Origin of the sequence: Synechococcus sp. Cu2B8-bc1011, from assembly GCF_047302735.1 — a bacterium.
Classification (GTDB): domain Bacteria; phylum Cyanobacteriota; class Cyanobacteriia; order PCC-6307; family Cyanobiaceae; genus Synechococcus_C.
Genome location: NZ_CP138915.1, coordinates 292,064 through 308,641, shown reverse-complemented (window position 1 = coordinate 308,641; position 16,578 = coordinate 292,064). Strand labels below are relative to the sequence as shown.

Annotated in this window: 20 protein-coding genes; 10 read left to right on the top strand and 10 right to left on the bottom strand. The window is 57.8% G+C overall.

Going from position 1 to position 16,578, the window contains the following annotated elements:
- Window positions 1-46: 46 nt before the first annotated feature.
- The gene (locus SIC18_RS01705; protein WP_413429993.1) at window positions 47-181 is read right to left on the bottom strand and encodes a hypothetical protein; all 135 of its coding nucleotides are present in this window, start codon (window positions 179-181) and stop codon (window positions 47-49) included.
- Between SIC18_RS01705 and SIC18_RS01700 the strand changes: the two genes are divergently transcribed.
- The 3 genes from SIC18_RS01700 (at window position 180) to SIC18_RS01690 (ending at window position 1,893) form a co-directional block, all read left to right on the top strand.
- Window positions 180-305, top strand: a complete 126-nt coding sequence (locus tag SIC18_RS01700) for a hypothetical protein (protein WP_413429992.1) — start codon at window positions 180-182, stop codon at window positions 303-305. The genes SIC18_RS01705 and SIC18_RS01700 overlap by 2 nt on opposite strands.
- A gap of 116 nt (window positions 306-421) precedes the next feature.
- The gene (locus tag SIC18_RS01695; RefSeq protein ID WP_413429991.1) at window positions 422-712 is read left to right on the top strand and encodes an antibiotic biosynthesis monooxygenase; all 291 of its coding nucleotides are present in this window, start codon (window positions 422-424) and stop codon (window positions 710-712) included.
- Window positions 709-1,893: an iron-containing alcohol dehydrogenase gene (locus SIC18_RS01690; RefSeq protein ID WP_413429990.1), complete on the top strand. Its 1,185-nt coding sequence runs from the start codon at window positions 709-711 to the stop codon at window positions 1,891-1,893. Before SIC18_RS01695 ends, SIC18_RS01690 begins: the two co-directional genes overlap by 4 nt.
- A 108-nt stretch (window positions 1,894-2,001) precedes the next feature.
- On the opposite strand, the gene SIC18_RS01685 is transcribed toward SIC18_RS01690, so the two are convergent.
- Both SIC18_RS01685 and SIC18_RS01680 read right to left on the bottom strand, forming a co-directional pair.
- Entirely contained in the window at window positions 2,002-2,409 is a 408-nt protein-coding gene (locus SIC18_RS01685) for a nuclear transport factor 2 family protein (protein WP_250395662.1), read from the bottom strand.
- An 828-nt stretch (window positions 2,410-3,237) separates the two neighbouring features.
- Window positions 3,238-3,888, bottom strand: a complete 651-nt coding sequence (locus tag SIC18_RS01680; protein ID WP_413429989.1) for a hypothetical protein — start codon at window positions 3,886-3,888, stop codon at window positions 3,238-3,240.
- A gap of 151 nt (window positions 3,889-4,039) precedes the next feature.
- Between SIC18_RS01680 and argS the strand changes: the two genes are divergently transcribed.
- From argS to SIC18_RS01665, 3 genes are all read left to right on the top strand, one after another.
- Window positions 4,040-5,812, top strand: a complete 1,773-nt coding sequence (argS, locus tag SIC18_RS01675; RefSeq protein WP_413429988.1) for an arginine--tRNA ligase — start codon at window positions 4,040-4,042, stop codon at window positions 5,810-5,812.
- Window positions 5,813-5,920: 108 nt separating this feature from the next.
- On the top strand, window positions 5,921-7,009 hold the full coding sequence (locus SIC18_RS01670) for a pyridoxal phosphate-dependent aminotransferase (RefSeq protein WP_413430483.1): 1,089 nt from the start codon (window positions 5,921-5,923) through the stop codon (window positions 7,007-7,009).
- Window positions 7,006-8,025 (top strand): asparaginase, encoded by a 1,020-nt coding sequence (locus tag SIC18_RS01665; protein ID WP_413429987.1) that lies wholly within the window; start codon window positions 7,006-7,008, stop codon window positions 8,023-8,025. The genes SIC18_RS01670 and SIC18_RS01665 overlap by 4 nt, the downstream gene beginning before the upstream one ends.
- 5 nt (window positions 8,026-8,030) lie before the next feature.
- On the opposite strand, the gene SIC18_RS01660 is transcribed toward SIC18_RS01665, so the two are convergent.
- From SIC18_RS01660 to prfB, 6 genes are all read right to left on the bottom strand, one after another.
- Entirely contained in the window at window positions 8,031-8,768 is a 738-nt protein-coding gene (locus tag SIC18_RS01660; RefSeq protein ID WP_413429986.1) for an MBL fold metallo-hydrolase, read from the bottom strand.
- 38 nt (window positions 8,769-8,806) lie between these two features.
- Window positions 8,807-9,403, bottom strand: a complete 597-nt coding sequence (locus SIC18_RS01655; protein WP_048347405.1) for an anthranilate synthase component II — start codon at window positions 9,401-9,403, stop codon at window positions 8,807-8,809.
- A 2-nt stretch (window positions 9,404-9,405) separates the two neighbouring features.
- Window positions 9,406-9,879, bottom strand: a complete 474-nt coding sequence (locus SIC18_RS01650) for a diacylglycerol kinase family protein (RefSeq protein WP_250395504.1) — start codon at window positions 9,877-9,879, stop codon at window positions 9,406-9,408.
- Window positions 9,857-10,438, bottom strand: coding sequence for an rRNA maturation RNase YbeY (gene ybeY / locus SIC18_RS01645; RefSeq protein ID WP_413429985.1), 582 nt, complete (start codon window positions 10,436-10,438; stop codon window positions 9,857-9,859). Before ybeY ends, SIC18_RS01650 begins: the two co-directional genes overlap by 23 nt.
- A complete protein-coding gene (locus SIC18_RS01640; RefSeq protein ID WP_048347402.1) occupies window positions 10,435-10,644 on the bottom strand; it encodes a DUF3285 domain-containing protein in 210 nt (69 codons plus the stop codon). The genes ybeY and SIC18_RS01640 overlap by 4 nt, the downstream gene beginning before the upstream one ends.
- A protein-coding gene (gene prfB / locus SIC18_RS01635; RefSeq protein ID WP_157028622.1) for a peptide chain release factor 2 occupies window positions 10,641-11,769 on the bottom strand; the annotation gives its coding sequence in 2 pieces (ribosomal slippage) (window positions 10,641-11,693 and window positions 11,695-11,769; 1,128 coding nt in all). Before prfB ends, SIC18_RS01640 begins: the two co-directional genes overlap by 4 nt.
- Window positions 11,770-11,850: 81 nt before the next feature.
- Here prfB and grxC point away from each other — a divergent pair.
- Window positions 11,851-12,114 (top strand): glutaredoxin 3, encoded by a 264-nt coding sequence (gene grxC, locus SIC18_RS01630; protein WP_048347400.1) that lies wholly within the window; start codon window positions 11,851-11,853, stop codon window positions 12,112-12,114.
- A 13-nt stretch (window positions 12,115-12,127) separates the two neighbouring features.
- On the top strand, window positions 12,128-13,054 hold the full coding sequence (gene gshB / locus SIC18_RS01625; RefSeq protein ID WP_413430482.1) for a glutathione synthase: 927 nt from the start codon (window positions 12,128-12,130) through the stop codon (window positions 13,052-13,054).
- 27 nt (window positions 13,055-13,081) lie between these two features.
- Here the strand turns inward: gshB and SIC18_RS01620 are convergent, their stop codons facing one another.
- On the bottom strand, window positions 13,082-14,515 hold the full coding sequence (locus SIC18_RS01620) for an isochorismate synthase MenF (protein WP_250395665.1): 1,434 nt from the start codon (window positions 14,513-14,515) through the stop codon (window positions 13,082-13,084).
- A gap of 70 nt (window positions 14,516-14,585) precedes the next feature.
- Between SIC18_RS01620 and menA the strand changes: the two genes are divergently transcribed.
- A complete protein-coding gene (gene menA / locus SIC18_RS01615; RefSeq protein WP_413429984.1) occupies window positions 14,586-15,530 on the top strand; it encodes a 2-carboxy-1,4-naphthoquinone phytyltransferase in 945 nt (314 codons plus the stop codon).
- A gap of 5 nt (window positions 15,531-15,535) precedes the next feature.
- Window positions 15,536-16,522, top strand: coding sequence for an o-succinylbenzoate synthase (locus tag SIC18_RS01610; RefSeq protein ID WP_048347397.1), 987 nt, complete (start codon window positions 15,536-15,538; stop codon window positions 16,520-16,522).
- Window positions 16,523-16,578 lie beyond the last annotated feature (56 nt).

Here is a 16,578-nt window from a genome sequence, read left to right as displayed (position 1 = left end):
GAGATTGTCTTGGTCTCTCTTGTTGTTTTTCTCTTGATTTGCGATCTTAATGGCTGATGTTTAGCGGCTGATCGGTGGTTGTTGAACCGTTCTTAACGCCTACGACTGCTACATCTCTTCGATACAGAGCTTCTCCGTTTTGCTGTGCGATGGCCCTCAATAGGTGGAGCTCTTCCTCCATGACGCCTTCTGCCCAAGGCTTGCCTCCATTGAAGAGCGGACATCAACTTCTTCACATCTGTACGCCGGAGACGCGCAGCCGCTGGCTGGATCTGAGCATGCGCCTACGCCCTGATATCCCGTAGGTCGCGATGCAACGGGAAACTGCAACTGCAACTGGACATCAGCGAGGCCTGTGAGGCGGCTTGGAAGCCTGCTCGCTGGATGGTTGGATTGGAAGTCACCTTTACACAGGTCTTCGATGTACGTCACCTGCGTTCACGTCCATGTGAAATCCGATCGAATCGAGGAGTTCCGCCAGGCTTCCATCCTGAATCACAAGGAATCCATTCAGGAACCTGGCAATCAACGCTTTGACATCCTCCAAAGCAAAGACGACTCCAGCCTGTTCCTGCTGTACGAGGCGTACGAATCGGAGGCAGCAGCAGCAGCCCACAAGAGCACAGCGCATTACCTCAAGTGGAGGGAAACCGTTGCCGACTGGATGGCTGAACCGCGGAAGGGTGTTCCCTACGAATCGGTTGCACCATGACGGTTTCGTTTTCTTTTGCACGCGTCCCCCCGATTCACTGCGGAACGGGAACGCTCAAAGAGATCACAGCCTGGCTGCGCTCACTCAAAGCTGAGTCTGTTCTTCTGCTTACAGGCCGGGCTTCGCTGCAGGAGATGGGTCAGCTGAGCGTGGTGATGAGCTTGATTGACGATGCTGGAGCCAAGCACTCCCATGTGATCTGTGCTGGTGAACCCAGTACAGAGCTGGTGGATCAAACCACGCAGCATTGGTTTGGCCAGGGCATTGATGCTGTGATTGGCATCGGCGGCGGCAGCGTGATCGATTTTGGAAAAGCGATTGCCGCGATGATTCCCCACGGAAACTCTGTGCTGGATCACCTGGAGGGTGTAGGCCGCGGTCTGGCTCACAGCGGAATCACGCTGCCTTTCCTTGCGATTCCCACCACATCAGGAACCGGTGGGGAAGTGTCTAAAAATGCAGTGCTGAGCGATGTGGGCCCTGATGGCTACAAGAAGTCGTTGCGGCATAACAACTTTGTCCCAAGCGCAGTGATCTTGGATGGTTCTCTGTTGACCGGTGCCGCTGCCGATGTGACGGCAGCATGCGGGATGGATGCCTTCACGCAGCTTCTTGAGCCCTTTCTTTCTCCAACGGCATCACCTCTGAGCGATGCGATCGTCTGGAGCGGGCTTCAACACTTAGTGCCGAATTTGCGTCGTGCCTGTGGAGAGGGATCCACCGATCCGCAAGTTCGCTTGCACATGGCCTATGGCTCACTCTGCTCAGGGATCGGATTGGCGAATGCCGGCCTTGGGATTGTTCATGGCCTAGCGGGGCCAATTGGGGGGTGGTTCCCGATGCCCCACGGCGTGATTTGCGGAACCTTGATGGGAGCAGCGCAACAACAGAACTGGAGTGCTCTGAAACAACGCGATCCCCACAACCCTGCGGTTGAACGGATGGCCCGTGTTGGCCGTTTGCTGCCTGGTGGCAGCCACCTCACTCAGAACAACGCTGCAGTGGATCACCTCACGGACTGCCTGGTCCAGTGGGTGGATGAGCTCAAGATTCCTCGATTGAGCGACTACGGCATCACCCATGGAGATCTGGATCGAATCGTTGGCGCAGCAAGCAACCGCAATAATCCAATTGCACTCACACCATCCGAAATCAAAACATTGCTGGAAACAAGGCTTTAAAGAAATCGGTTCTCTAATTCTTCATTGAAATTGTCGTTTACGTCTTGTTGGTCATAAGCCTTGAGTTGGAGTCGCTGTTCGAGTGCTGTTGAGTGCGATGTCATGAACTCAGACAGAGGTCTCATTGGCGTCGATCAGTTGTTGGACCAGCGCGGAATCAAGATAGGCTCTAACTTCCACAATCATTGTGTCGTTGAAGCGAACAACCCAGCAATATCGGTTGTCGAAGCGCATTCCACTCTTGGCGAAGGCATGGGAACGCAACTCAACGACCGCCCAATCACCATCGGTGAGTACATTCTGGACATGAAGTTGAGTCCCTTCTTGGAGAATATTGTTGAGTCGCGCAAAGGTATGGCTGTAAAACTCTTGCTTTGATTGATAGTGTCCGGCGAGCGGGTGGGTGCCCTCCACCGTCCAATCAACATCCTCGGCAACACATTCGAAGAACTTTTCTCCATCACCTGATTCGAGAGGCGAGAAGATGCGGCGAACCGTGTCTGCATTGATGGCCATGTTTTTGGTTTAGCTCAATGCCTATTAATCCTATCCCTAGGGCTCTGAATATTGAGGAGATGTCAAAGATTGGGTCGCCATGATCAGGGGCCTTGGTGATCGAGAGCCATGATTTCTGGATGAGGAGTGATCTGTCCTCAAGCGTCTCCAGGTAGAGGAGGCGTCTTTGATCAGTCCTTTGATGAGTGGAATATGGATGGAGATTGTTAAGCAGTCTGCCTTGCTGTGTTGGACCTCTATTCGGGTTCCAGCTTTTTGCGTGGTGGCACTAATCAATGGGGCAGCTGGACTCTTTGAAGACCAACGGACCAGCTGGACCAATCACGATTGGCCCCTCTCGTTTGAACATGACCTTGCAATCTGAGCCAAATCGAACCGTAGCATTCCTTACATTGATAGCTTCAAGTGAGCTGGCAACTTTGGGGTGTTGCTTGATGAACTTTGTCATTGCTTCTAGGTCAATAACGTTCTGATATCGGGGTGGAAGTGCGGACTGTACGGGTAAGGCCACACTGAACAGCATGGCCGTTGATAGTGATCCAATTGCAATCGTCCTGTTTTTGCTTTTGCGAGCTTCAGTTGTCATTGTTTGATGTCTGGAAAGTTATTGGAAGAGGTGGTGGAGCAGAGTGTTGATTTGTCCCTTTAGCGGCTTCAGTTCAGCATCGTAAATGCTGAATTTGTTGCTGCAATGTGTCAGGTCTTGATCCCGGTTTGAGGCCTCATTGGCTCTGTTGCAACAGTGGGTTGGCTTCCTGGGCCAATGGGGCGAGGAGATCAGGATTCCCCGCTTGAGCGACTACGGCATTGCTAGAAATAAGGCTTGAATCATGCGCTCGCACCTGCCTTGTCGAGGGCTGTGGAGAATTTTTTGGCATAACTTTCAATCAGATCGGCTTTGTCCATGCCGTTGATGATTTTGCGGGCGTGAAAGTAGTCCACGATTTGCCCCTTGTGAGGATCTCCGATGAAGTCCTTGAGAGCCCATCCTGTGAAAACCCCACAAAACATTCCGTTAAACATGATTACTGCCGCATAGCGATCATCTTTGACCGCATCCGGATGTTCAGTGAAATCGGGTGCTTCGGGGAAGATTGATTGCACCACGCCGGTCATTGCTGTGTAGTTCGCCCGGCCTGTGAGCTGCACAAATCCCCGCCCATGAAACCTGGCTCCATCGCCAGGTTCAGTATTGCCAAGGTCAGATCGATTCTCATACATCTGTGTGAAATAGGCGCTATCTCCATATTCATCAATCGGTTGCATCGTGGAGGCTGTTTCATGTTTTGTTGTGGCGAGCATGTAAGCCAGCCATCCGATTGAACGGATGTCCCAGTTGGTTTTGAACGCGCCTGTTGGTGGGTTGGGTGGTGCGTCCCAGAAGTTCAGGATGGCCTCCATTCCATTCACGTTCTGCTGCCTGAGCACCCCGTTGAACAGATCATCTCGAACGCAGTCGTAGAAGATCTTGCGGTCCAATCGTCTTCCCTTTCAAGAGGCTGGAGACTAGACGGCCTGTTTGTTGCCGGCATGGCGTTCCTTTTGCAGCTGCTGCCTGGTTGGTCAGGGCCTGAGGGGACTCCCGCGCCGGGAGATGATCAGGACCTGAATTCGTTCACCGCTGCTTTCCATGCTGCGCATCGCCCAGGCTTTAGACACCCAGTTGCGTGAGGCGATGCAGCGGGCCTTCCCGGACGTGGATGCTCTGCTGGATCCCCAGCTGGCGCCTGCAAGCAAGCCGGAATTTGGTGATTTCCAGGCCAATGGCGCCTTGCCCTTGGCCAAGCCTTTCAAGCAGGCTCCACGCCACATTGCCGGGGCGATTGTGGAGGCGCTTCAGGCGGATCCAGCTTTTGCAGCCCTGTGTCTGGAACCGCAGATTGCCGGTCCAGGTTTCATTAATCTCACCATCCGGCCAGAGCGCTTAGCGGCTGAAGTGTCAGCACGGCTGGGTGATCCGCGCCTGGGCGTACCAGAGGTGCAGAGCGATGCAGCGGTGGTTGTGGATTTTTCCAGCCCCAACATCGCCAAGGAGATGCACGTCGGCCATCTGCGCTCCACGATCATTGGTGATTCTTTGGCTCGAGTGCTCGAGTTCCGTGGTCATCGGGTGCTGCGCCTCAATCATGTGGGTGATTGGGGCACCCAGTTCGGGATGCTGATCACCCATCTCAAACAGGTGGCCCCCGAGACTCTCAAGACTGCCGATGCGGTTGATCTTGGCGATTTGGTGGCCTTTTATCGCGAGGCCAAGAAGCGTTTCGACGAAGACGAAGTCTTTCAGGCCACGTCTCGCGAGGAGGTGGTGAAGCTTCAAGGTGGGGATCCGGTGTCTCTCAAGGCGTGGGGATTGCTCTGTGATCAGTCGCGGCGTGAGTTCCAGAAGATTTACGACCGACTCGATATTCGTCTGAGCGAACGAGGCGAATCGTTTTACAACCCGTTTCTGGCGTCAGTCCTCATTGGCTTGAAGGAGGCTGGTTTGCTCGTCACTGATGACGGTGCGGAGTGTGTCTTCCTTGAGGGTGTGAACGGGAAGGATGGCAAGCCCTTGCCTGTGATCGTTCGCAAAAGTGATGGTGGTTTTAATTACGCAACGACCGACCTGGCAGCGATCCGCTATCGCTTTGCGCTGGCCCCAGAGGGCGATGGCGCGCGCCGCGTGATTTACGTCACCGATGCGGGTCAGGCGAACCACTTTGCGGGTGTGTTTCAAGTGGCGAAACGGGCGAAGTGGATTCCAGAGCACGGCCGGCTGGAGCATGTTCCCTTTGGGCTGGTCCAGGGCGAGGACGGTAAGAAGCTCAAAACCCGTTCGGGTGACACGGTTCGGTTGCGGGATCTGCTCGACGAAGCGGTGGAACGGGCCGAAGCCGATTTACGCCGGCGATTGGAGGAGGAGGGGCGTAGCGAGGACGACCAGTTCATTGAGCATGTGGCTGGCACGGTGGGGCTCGCGGCGGTGAAGTACGCCGACCTCAGTCAGAACCGGATCACGAATTACCAGTTCAGCTTCGATCGGATGCTGGCCTTGCAAGGCAACACAGCCCCCTATCTGCTTTATGCGGTGGTGCGCATTGCTGGAATTGCGCGCAAGGGTGGAGATCTTGAGGCGGAGGCGGGAATGCTGCAGTTCAGCGAGCCACAGGAGTGGTCCCTGGTCAGGGAGCTGCTCAAATTCGATGCGGTGATCGCCGAGGTGGAGGAGGAGTTGCTGCCCAATCGCCTCTGCAGTTATTTATTCGAGTTATCGCAAGTGTTCAATCGCTTTTATGACCAGGTCCCAGTGCTCAAGGCTGAGGGTCAGTCCCTGCGATCCCGTTTGGCGTTGTGCCGTCTCACCGCCGATACCCTGAAGGCAGGGTTGGGATTATTGGGCATTGCCACGTTGGAGCGAATGTAGTGACACCATTCCGGGCCAGTTCAGGACCAGTGGTTCGAAATCACGTTCACGTTTTGCTCGTTTCGTGACGTGGGATTTGCTGTGAACGGACACCCTCAACGCAATGCAATGCGTGCCCGGCCTGAGGTTGAGCAGCTCAAGGCCTATAGCGCTCCTCTCGAAGGGCGACGCAACCTGTTGCGGCTCGATTTCAACGAAAACACGATGGGCCCCAGCCCCAGGGTCGCGGAGGCAATTCGCGAGTACCCGTCCGATCAGATTGCGATTTATCCCGAGTACGACGGTCTTCGCGAAGCCCTGATTGCCAATCTCGAGTCTTCCCCGGCAGGCTTGGCCTGTGCGTTGACGTCTGCGCACGTTGGGGTGTTCAACGGGGTGGATGCTGCGATCCATGCCGTGATCCATGCCTATGGCGCCGCCGGAGACACCCTGCTGACAACCAGTCCCACCTTTGGGTACTACGCCCCATGCGCGGGCATGCAGGGGATGGCGGTTGAGGCCTTGCCCCACGAGATGCCCGGGTTTGCGTTTCCAATGGAGGCGATTCGAGCGGCCCTGTTGCGGACACCGCGCATCTTGATGGTGTGCAATCCCAATAACCCCACGGGAACGCGTTTGCCGGCGGATGAAGTGTTGGACCTTGCAACCGCGGCGCCTGAAACGCTTGTGGTGGTGGATGAGTTGTATGAGGCCTTCACGGGAGACAGCGTCTTGCCCTCGATTGATTTTCGTGAGGTGCCCAATCTGCTCGTGCTCCGATCCTTGGCGAAAACCGCTGGCCTCGCCGGCTTGCGGATCGGGTTTGCTCTTGGCCATCCCGATGTCGTGGACCGGGTGGGCAGGGTCACGGGCCCCTATGACGTCAATAGTTTGGCCGTCACGGCGGGGATGGCGGCTTTGAATGATCAGCCCTATACCGACGCCTATGTCGAAGAGGTGTTACGGGCTCGTGACTGGATTGTGTCTGTATTGACGCGTCAGCGTGTCATTCACCATGTTGCTGGGGGGAATTACCTCCTGGTTTGGCCTCGTCGTTCAGCGCAGCTCGTGGACGCGAAGCTGCGGGAAGCGGGCATTTTGGTGCGTTCCATGGCAGGGAAGCCCCAGATTGATGGGTCATTGCGCGTCAGCATCGGCACCACTGAGCAGATGCAGCGCTTTTGGCTGGCCTATCAGGCGATTGATTCAGGGCTTTGACGGTCGATCACCCCACCCCACCCCCGACCTTGCTTCTGCTCGCCACGGGTGGCACGATCGCAGGCCGTGGTGTCACTAGGACCTCTCTCAACTCCTACACCGCTGGGGCGATGTCTGGATCGGAACTCCTTCAGGAGCTGCCGCAGTTGCAGGGGGTGGCCCAGCTTCAGGTGGAACAACTAGCCAATTTAGATAGTGCTGATTTGCAGTTTCAGCATTGGAAGCGTCTGGTGACGCGAATCCGTGAGGCTTTTGCCGAGTCCTGCGAGTTGGCGGGAGTCGTGATCACCCACGGCACCAACACCTTGGAAGAAACCGCCTGGTTGTTGGAGCTACTCATTGACGATCCGCGGCCAGTGGTGTTGGTGGGAGCGATGCGTCCGGCCACAGCCCTCAGTGCTGATGGTCCTCTGAATCTTTTTCAAGCCCTGCAAGTGGCAGGTAGCCCTCAGGCCCGCGGGCATGGGGTGCTTGTCGTGATGGATGGCCAGATCCATGGAGCCAGGGCTGTCACCAAGGTGGCAACACAGGGTGTGGGTGCGTTTCAAAGTCCAGATTTGGGCCCCCTGGGCTGGGTGGATGACAGCGGAGTGCATCTGCCGGAGGCGTCCAGATTCCGATCCGTTCCTTTCGCCACGCTTGCATTGCCAGCTCAGTGGCCTGAAGTGGCCATCCTTTATGGCTGTGTGAATCCTTCGTTGGCCTTGGTTTCGTCCCTCTCTCATGCTGGGGTGAAGGGGGTGGTCTGGACTGGCACCGGGGCCGGCCAATTGTCTTCAGGGGAACGTGAGGCCATCAAAACCTGGCCTGGTGTGTTGCCCCTGATGTTGCGCGCGAGTCGTTGCGGTAGGGGTCCTGTTCATCCCTGTCCGCTTCAGGATGAGCTTGGCTTGTTGCCGGCAGGAACCCTCAACCCTCAGAAGGCGAGGATTCTTCTCCTGTTGGCCTTAATTGCCGGGATGGAACGAGCCGAACTGTCAGCGTTGTTGGCGTCGATGCCGATGATTGGGGGGTGAGGTGATCAACGCATGACATCGATCACGGTGCTGTCACCGAGGTTTCCAGGCAGGTTGAGGTTTGGCCCTACTTTGCGCACCTTCGTGCCGGACATCGCATCCAGGAACGGTTGCACTCCGCCCTGGTCGCATCCAGCGGGAGCCTCGCCATTCACGTACTGAACAGGAATCACCCTGCGCGGATTGAGCGCGCGCACAACTTCGGCAGCCTCCTCTCCGTCGTAGACCTTGCCGCCGCCGCCGACGCCGATGATTAAGACGTCGGGGCGACCGAGAAGCACTTTGTCTTCACCGCTGAGTGTGGCGGCGGTGCCTCCGAGATGGGCAAAGTTGAGACCTCCCTGTTGCCAGCGCCAGATCGTGGCTTGGCCAAAACGACGGCCCCCCACTCGGTCATGGGGAGCAGCGAACCCTTCGATGTTGAGGCCTCCGACGCGATAGGAGCCTGGTTTGGCCAAATAGGTCCCGCCACCGATGCGAGCCCCTTCATCAGGTAATTCCGAACTGGCAAGAATCACCGTTGCGTTCACGCGTGGCTCAGCGAGTCCTTTGGCGCAGCCCACGGCACGAAACGGGTTCACCATCACGGATTGGCCACCTCCGCGGATGAGTAAGGCGCTATGGCCGTAATTGGTCACGGTGACGCCTGCGGCCCGAACTGGCGCAGCAGTTCCGATCGCCACGAGTGCCGAGCCACTCAAAACAATTCGGAAAAGACTCTGAACCCGTTCGTGGACCGACATTGTTGACCGTCTTTTTGACCAGGAAGCTAGCAGTGATGTCACTGGTGTTCTGCTTGACGCAGGAAGTTGGCGAGCAGCTGGTGCCCCGCTTCTGTGAGCACACTCTCAGGATGGAACTGCACTCCCTGTAGGTGGGGGTAGTCGCGATGGCGCAGCCCCATGATCGTTCCGTCGTCCAGCCAGGCAGTGACTTCAAGACAGTTCGGAAGGGTGTCTCGTTCAGCAATCAAGCTGTGATAACGGGTCGCGGTAAGGGGTTGGGGTAGCCCGGCGAAGACGCCTTCACCGCGATGCAGGACAGGAGATGTTTTGCCATGCATCAGTTCGCTGGCTCTCACAACGCGACCGCCATAGGCCTGCGCGAGCGATTGATGGCCGAGGCAAACACCAAGGGTTGGGATGGTGGGTGACAGTTGGCGTAAGACCTCGAGGCAAACACCGGCTTGATCTGGATCGCCTGGACCAGGTGAAAGCACAATGGCGGATGGATTGAGGTCGCGAATCTCCTCGAGACTGAGGGCGTCGTTTCGCTCGACGCGACAGTCGGTCGCAACCTCGAACTGGCTGGCAAGTTCCCCCAGGTATTGCACGAGGTTGAACGTGAAACTGTCGTAGTTATCGATAACCAGGAGCATGGTTAGAGGCCCAGGCGCAGGATCAGGGGTGGAAGGAGAAGAAGGAGCGCAATCAGCATTGAGCTGATCGCTGAGACAAGAACAGCAGCAGCAGCGCAATCCTTGGCAATTCTGGCTAGGGGATGGAACCGCCTGCCGATTGCCAAGTCCACCGCAGCCTCAATGGCTGTATTCAGTAGCTCCAGCACCAACACGACAGCCACCGTGAGCACCAACACCGCCAGCTGAATCGCGGGGAGTTGGAGCCAAATCCCCAGTCCTAAAACCACCGCTCCCGTAAAAACGTGGATCCGGAAGTTCCTTTGGCTAACGAAGCCGTAGCCCAGACCTTGGGCCGCGTAGCGGAAGCTTGAGGGGAGATCCCCCGCGATCCGCCAGGCACCCCGTTTGGCTGCACGATGGGCTCGTTGGGTGCTGCTCTGGCTGATCTCCTCAAACACCGGTGCTCCGTCTTCAGAGTTCAGCAGTGACTTCATCTGCTGATTCACAGTTGATCTCACCTAAGGAATTAACGTTACCCCCCATGCCAAGCAGATGCTCCTGTTTCTGCAGCATTGCCGCGAGGGAGTCTTCATCGGGATGATCCCAGCCCAGCAAGTGCAGAAGCCCGTGACTGACCAACCAGCGCAGTTCCCGTTCCAGGCCATGCTCCTGCTCCAGCGCTTGACGACGGGCGGTGGGCACCGACACGACAATGTCTCCTAGCTCAAGCTCCTGGCCTGCACCCATTGGCATCTCACTCTCCAGTGCAGCAAAGGAAAGCACGTCTGTTGAAGTGGGTTTCTGGCGCCAGCGTTTGTTGAGTTCGGCGATACTGGCGTCATCGAGCAGCGACACCCCCAGGCTGACCGAGTCGCAGCCCCTTACGACTTCGGGACATGGGTTGCCGCGCTCCAGACGAAGAGCTTCGATCCAAGCCTTCAACTCACACTCCCAGTCTCTGGCGTGTTGCAGCCTGGAGCGTGTGCCTTCGTCATCCGCTGCATCGATGAGGTCAGCGGCTGCAGGGCTGAAGGCCAGATCGAGCGTGATCATTGCGGGAGTGTTGGTCGCCCTAACCAGGCCACCACAAGAATGAAACCAATGAAGCCTGCAGCGGTCAGGCCGAAATGGAACAGGCTCTGCCCGCCTTTGCGCACCATGTTGCGCATGGCTAATTTCACGAAACTCGGCGGTGGTGCCCCCTTCTCGTCGCTTTGGGGCTTAGAGGGGGTGCTGTTGTTTTCGGGAGCCTGCGTCATGTGTCGTCGTCGCTGCCTGGGCGGTCCACACCTTGGCGCAATAACGCCTGGATGAAGGGGTTGAGATCTCCATCCATCACGCCTTGCACATCTGTGGTCTCCTCTTGGGTGCGCAGGTCTTTCACCATTTGATAGGGGTGAAAGACGTAGTTGCGGATCTGATTCCCCCAGGCGGCTTCAACGATGTCGCCACGGATGTCGGCAATTTCTGCTGCACGCTGCTCCTGAGCAATCACCAGCAATTTCGCCTTCAGAAGGGCCATGGCCTTCTCCTTGTTCTGAAGCTGAGAGCGCTCTTGAGTGCAGCGCACCGCTAGGCCGGTGGGCACGTGGAGGATGCGAACGGCTGTTTCCACCTTGTTGACGTTTTGTCCACCAGCCCCGCCGGAGCGGGAGGTCGTGACCTCGAGATCTTTTTCAGGAATATCGAGATCAACTTCTTCCTCCAGCTTCGGCATCACTTCCACCCCCGCGAAGCTCGTTTGCCGTTTGTCATTGGCATTGAATGGCGAAATCCGCACTAATCGATGGGTGCCCTTTTCGTTGCGTAAGTAGCCGTAGGCGTAGCGGCCTTCGATCTCAATCGTGGTGCTTTTGATGCCCGCTTCCTCTCCCTCCGATAGTTCATCGACGCTCACGCTCATCCCTTGGTCTTCGGCCCAACGGGTGTACATCCGCAGCAGCATCTGGGCCCAGTCCTGGGCATCAGTGCCTCCTGCACCGGCATTGATGCTTAAGACCGCACCTTCTTTGTCATATTCCCCGCTGAGAAGGCGCTCCAGCTCCCAGCGATCCAGCGCTTGTCGCAGCTGATCGAGTCCCTGCTGAGCCTCCCCGAGGAGGTCTTCGTCAGGCTCTAATTCATAGAGCTCAAGAGTGGCTTGCCCATCGTCGATCGCTCCACGCCAATCCACAAGTTGCTGCAGCGTTGCCTTGACTTCGTCGAGGCGACGCATCTGCTTCTGGGCGTTTTGCTGATCGTTCCAAAAGTCGGGTTGAGCGGCGAGTTGCTCGAGATCCTGCTGCCTGGCGTTCAGTGCAGGTACGTCAAAGACAGTCCTGGGCATGGCCCAGGCGGTCAGTGAGCTCGGAAAGATCGCGTTTGAAGTCTGTGAGATCCAGCAATGGTGCAAGGGAGTCTTCTGATCTCGACGCTATCAGCGCGGTTGTCCTGCATAAGATTCAGCCTTTGTACGCGGCAGTTCGATGGCCAAGGTTGAGATCTACACCTGGAGCACCTGTCCGTTTTGCGTGCGCGCCAAGGGTTTGCTGGACCGCAAAGGTGTGGCCTACACAGAAGTCTCGGTGGATGGGGATGAGCCTGGACGTGATGCGATGGCCGCTCGAGGCAACGGCAAACGCAGCGTTCCTCAGATCTTTATCGATGACCAGCACGTAGGAGGCTGCGATGAATTGCATGGCCTGGAGCGGGCGGGGAAACTAGATGGCCTGCTCGCCGGTCAGGCCTGAAGAGGTGTCAGCCATGCGCCACCTCTTCGTGTTGGATCCGCTGGAACGGATCAACCCTGCAAAAGATTCCACAGCCGCCTTGATGCAGGCGGCCCAGCGCGCCGGTCATGAGGTCTGGGCGGCTACGCCTGCAGATTTGATTGCTTTGGGTGATGAGCCCTTAGCGGTTGCTGTGCCAGTGCAGCCCGATCCCTGGATTGAGATCGGCGAACCAGAGCGCTGTCCGCTCAATCGCTTTGGAGCGATCTGGATGCGGAAAGATCCTCCCGTTGATGAGGCTTATCTCTATGCAACCCATTTGCTCGATGTGGCCGAGCGAGCGGGTGCCTTGGTGCTGAACCGTCCGGCATCGCTGCGTAGTTGGAATGAAAAGCTTGGAGCCCTGCGCTTCAGTCGCTGGATGGCCCCCACACTGGTATCGGGGCGTGTTTCGGAGCTGTCGGCCTTTGCTCTTGAACAAGAAGAAGTGGTTTTGAAGCCCCTCGGGGGAAGGGCTGGTTTAGGTGTTGTGCGCGTTTCAGCGTCCGCGCCAGGACTTGGGGCGTTGCTTGAACTGGTCACCGAACAGGGCTCGCTTCCAGTGATGGCTCAACGCTTTCTGCCTGCTGTCACCGATGGCGATAAGCGAATTCTGCTCGTGGATGGAGAACCCCTGGGAGCCGTGAACCGCAAGCCCAAAGAGGGGGAGTTTCGGAGCAATCTCGCCGTTGGGGGCTTCCCGGAGGCCACGGAGCTCACGGAGCGTGAACGCTTGATCTGTGAGGCCTTGGCCCCGGCCTTGCGCTCGGAGGGTTTGTTCTTTGTGGGGATCGATGTGATCGGCGGGATGCTGAGTGAAATCAACGTCACCAGTCCAACGGGTATTCGCGAGGTGGAGCGATTGATGCATGTGCCCCTGGCCGACCTGGTGATTGCTCGCCTGAGTGGGTCTTCGTCCTGATCTCAGGAAGGAGACGTCCTCATGCAGTTATCGCTGGAGTGGCGTCTGCGTTCGCTCCCTATTCCCTGAGTGAAGATCAAGCTGGTCGGCCAACACGGCCAGCTTTTGGCTGACCTCCTGAAGCTCTCGTTCGGCAATGGATCCCCGCACAAGGCCAGCCCCTGCGGTGAGATCCAGTTGGTTTCCGCGCAGATGCCCGCAGCGGATGGCAACCCGCAATTCCGCATCACCGGCTTGGTCGATCCAACCGATGGGTGCTGCATAACCACCCCGCTCGAACGGTTCAAGCGTTTGCAGCCAATGCATCGCCTCCCGCCTTGGCAAGCCCGCCACCGCTGGAGTGGGGTGGAGTGCGGCGGCGAGAGCAAGGGCCTGATGCCCTGTGGCATCCGCACAAATAGGGGTATGTAGGTGGATCAAATGCCCATGTCGTGCCAGTTGGGGACGCCGAGGTCTTTGGGGGTTGAGTCCCTTTTCGCCAAGGCTGTCGCTGATCGCCTTGACCACTAGTTCATGCTCATGTCGGTCCTTACTCGACTGCATCAGGGTGTCGCCGCCTTCCCCTCGTCCTGCAGTACCAGCCAGGGCATCACTGCGCAATCGTCCGTTGCGCAGATTAAGCAGTCGCTCAGGGGAAGCTCCAAAAAAAGCATCGTTGCTTCCTCGTTGCCAGAGGAAACGACAGCTGCCCGTTTGCTGATGTCGCAGCCGCCGCAACAGACGTAATGGAGAGAGAGGTGTGGTGAGTTCGATCGATTGACGCACGGCCAGCACCAGCTTGTGCAGCGCTCCATCGTTCACTAATTTCAGCCCTTGCTCGAGTGCTGGCTGGTAGCTCTCTTTCCAGCAACCCACGGGGGTGCCCAGAACCGTTGCATCGTCTTGCTCAGCGAGGGGCGAGGTTGCGTTGAGCGCTTCGGCCATCTGCCATAGCGCTTCCGTTAAAACACGCACATCCGAGGGATCGCAGGCATGGCCATGCATCCGCAACCAGCTTTGTTGGCCATGCCGACTCAATTGCCAGCGTGGGAGCAGCGCCTGCAAGCAGGGAACGGCGTCAATATGTCCCTGCTGCTCCTTGCTCTGTTCAAAGAAGCTGAAGGCCAGCAAGACCCGTGAACGGGCCTGGCAAGGTGCTTCAGGGCTGGCATCAATCAATCGTTGCAGGGTGGTGTCGCTGAAGCGTTGGGCCAGCTCAAATCGTCGCGGACCTGCCAGCTCCAGGTGTTGGCATTGACCAGCTGCAGCGAGGCAGAGGCCTGGTGCGCTGTCCCATAGGAAACGAAAAGAGCTGTCGACCGCCAGGCATGGCAACTGTTTGAGAGGATCCTGAGGGGCGATCGGCAGGGCGATGCTGAAGGTGCCCTCCTCGACTTGGCGCTGATTCCAGGCGCGTTGAGCCCACTCGAGCAGAGTGCCGAAAGATTGAGCAGCCGTTGGTTGTTTGAAAGCGGCTGTCATGCGCAGGCGAATCAGTGCAGCATCCTGTTCAAATGTATGAGCCATGTCGCGGCGTGTCTGGATCTAGCCCATGCCAGATCGCCAGGCTGTCGCAACCCGTTACGCCATGTCCGATCGTCAACGCCTCTGGAAGGCCGCCATTAAGTGGCGGATGTATTCGGTTGCCGTGATGCCTGTGGTGTTAGCTGCGGGCTGGCGACAGGGTGTCCAGGCGCCGGTGCGTTGGGATCACTTTTTGGGGTTTTTGCTTGCTGCGGTGCTTCTTCTTCTTTGGGAGAACCTCAGCAATGACTTGTTTGATGCCGAAACAGGTGTTGATGTGGCCGGCAAACCTCATTCGATCGTGGCGCTGGTAGGGCAACGCCGGCCTGTACGTCGTTGGGCCTGTCTTGCGTTGCTTTCAGGCCTGGCCTTGATGTTGACGCTCGCGTTGCGAAGTTCGTTCGCCGTGCTTCCTCTGGTGCTCCTGAGCTGTGGGTTGGGATATCTGTATCAAGGTCCACCCTTCCGGTTGGGGTATCGGGGTTTGGGGGAGCCTCTCTGCTGGCTGGCGTTTGGGCCGTTTGCGACCGCAGCAGCGTTGCTTGTGTTGGCTCCTGCTGATCAGGCAGCAGTGCCTTGGCAACTGGCTCTGATGCTTGGCTCAGGCCCTGCACTTGCAACGTCTCTGGTGTTGTTTTGCTCCCATTTTCATCAGGTGGATGAGGACGCGGCCCACGGCAAATGCTCCCCGGTGGTGCGTTTGGGTACGGCCAAAGCGGCGAGCTTGGTGCCCTGGTTTGTGGCAGGCACCCTCGCGCTCGAATGGGTGCCAGTTCTTCACGGTGATTGGCCGCTCACGGCCCTGTTTGGTGCGATTGGCCTTCCAGCGGCAGCAGCGCTGATTCGTTTGCTGCGTGATCACCACGCTGAACCGGATCGAATCGCTGGCAGCAAATTTTTGGCGCTCCGTTTTCAGGCTCTCAATGGTCTTGGCTTAAGTGCTGGATTAGCGCTGGGCCCCCTCCTGAGTTGAAAGGCATGGAGCTTCGGTTGCAGATCAAGCCCTATGCGTTTCAGCTCAGCCAGCCGCTGCTGACGGCCTCTGGTGTGTTGCAGCACCGTCGTGGGTGGTTGTTGCGCTTGGAGGACTCGGCTGGCCGTCTTGGATGGGGAGAGGTGTCGCCCTTGGCGACTGAAGATCATGAGGCTTGCCAGGCCGCCTTAGTTCGGATGATGGAGTCTGGAGTGGTCTGGACTGTCAGCAGCCTTGAACACTTGCTCGCAACAGTGCCAGCTGCTTTGGCTTTCGCCCTTGGTGCTGCCCTGGCTGAGCTTGATGGCCAGCTGGGGAGTGCCTCCTCTGCTGGTTGGCTACAGGCGCCAACGTCGGCGTTCCTGTTGCCGGCAGGAGTCGCGATGCGGGATGCACTGGATCGCCTTTTGTCCTCTGTGGACTCCAACTCGCCTTTCACGCTGAAGTGGAAGGTGGCAGCCTGCGACTTCGAGGAGGAGTGGTGCTTGCTGCAGGGTCTGCTCGACAAGCTTCCTTTTTCCGCTCGAGTGAGGCTCGATGCCAATGGCGGCTGGGACAGGCTTCAGGCTTGGCGATGGGTGGAGAAGCTTCGCGGGGATCCACGCTTGCAGTGGTTGGAGCAACCGCTTGCGGCCGATGATTGGGAGGGCCTTCAGACCATCGCATCAGTGGTTCCGGTCGCTCTGGATGAGTCTTTGCAGGCCCATCCCACCTGGCGCGATCAGTGGGAGGGCTGGCAGGTGCGCCGACCGTTGTTGGAGGGAGACCCAAGGCCTCTCCTGCAGGATCTGCTTCGGGGTAAGCCTCGCCTCATGCTGAGTACAACGTTTGAAACCGGGATTGGTGGCCGTTGGTTGGCGCATCTAGCGGCCCTTCAGGCTCAAGGGGAAACACCGGCGGCTCCTGGGCTGGCCCCGGGGTGGTGTCCCGCTGGCCCCTTGTTTAGTTCCGATCCGGCAGAGGTCTGGGCCGCAGCTGAGGTGAGCGGGTGAGCGCCGACTTTCAGGCACTGGTGCCATTGGTGGTGCAGCCCGTGGGCGCTAGGGAG

Excerpts from the sequence above, each read along its gene's own strand:
- SIC18_RS01700 (WP_413429992.1), top strand. The coding sequence starts at position 180 with ATGACGCCTTCTGCCCAAGGCTTGCCTCCATTGAAGAGCGGACATCAA.
- SIC18_RS01705 (WP_413429993.1), bottom strand. The coding sequence starts at position 181 with ATGGAGGAAGAGCTCCACCTATTGAGGGCCATCGCACAGCAAAACGGA.
- SIC18_RS01695 (WP_413429991.1), top strand. The coding sequence starts at position 422 with ATGTACGTCACCTGCGTTCACGTCCATGTGAAATCCGATCGAATCGAG.
- SIC18_RS01690 (WP_413429990.1), top strand. The coding sequence starts at position 709 with ATGACGGTTTCGTTTTCTTTTGCACGCGTCCCCCCGATTCACTGCGGA.
- SIC18_RS01685 (WP_250395662.1), bottom strand. The coding sequence starts at position 2,409 with ATGGCCATCAATGCAGACACGGTTCGCCGCATCTTCTCGCCTCTCGAA.
- argS (WP_413429988.1), top strand. The coding sequence starts at position 4,040 with ATGCTGCGCATCGCCCAGGCTTTAGACACCCAGTTGCGTGAGGCGATG.
- SIC18_RS01670 (WP_413430483.1), top strand. The coding sequence starts at position 5,921 with ATGCGTGCCCGGCCTGAGGTTGAGCAGCTCAAGGCCTATAGCGCTCCT.
- SIC18_RS01660 (WP_413429986.1), bottom strand. The coding sequence starts at position 8,768 with ATGTCGGTCCACGAACGGGTTCAGAGTCTTTTCCGAATTGTTTTGAGT.
- SIC18_RS01655 (WP_048347405.1), bottom strand. The coding sequence starts at position 9,403 with ATGCTCCTGGTTATCGATAACTACGACAGTTTCACGTTCAACCTCGTG.
- SIC18_RS01650 (WP_250395504.1), bottom strand. The coding sequence starts at position 9,879 with ATGAAGTCACTGCTGAACTCTGAAGACGGAGCACCGGTGTTTGAGGAG.
- ybeY (WP_413429985.1), bottom strand. The coding sequence starts at position 10,438 with ATGATCACGCTCGATCTGGCCTTCAGCCCTGCAGCCGCTGACCTCATC.
- SIC18_RS01640 (WP_048347402.1), bottom strand. The coding sequence starts at position 10,644 with ATGACGCAGGCTCCCGAAAACAACAGCACCCCCTCTAAGCCCCAAAGC.
- grxC (WP_048347400.1), top strand. The coding sequence starts at position 11,851 with ATGGCCAAGGTTGAGATCTACACCTGGAGCACCTGTCCGTTTTGCGTG.
- gshB (WP_413430482.1), top strand. The coding sequence starts at position 12,128 with ATGCGCCACCTCTTCGTGTTGGATCCGCTGGAACGGATCAACCCTGCA.
- SIC18_RS01620 (WP_250395665.1), bottom strand. The coding sequence starts at position 14,515 with ATGACAGCCGCTTTCAAACAACCAACGGCTGCTCAATCTTTCGGCACT.
- menA (WP_413429984.1), top strand. The coding sequence starts at position 14,586 with ATGCCAGATCGCCAGGCTGTCGCAACCCGTTACGCCATGTCCGATCGT.
- SIC18_RS01610 (WP_048347397.1), top strand. The coding sequence starts at position 15,536 with ATGGAGCTTCGGTTGCAGATCAAGCCCTATGCGTTTCAGCTCAGCCAG.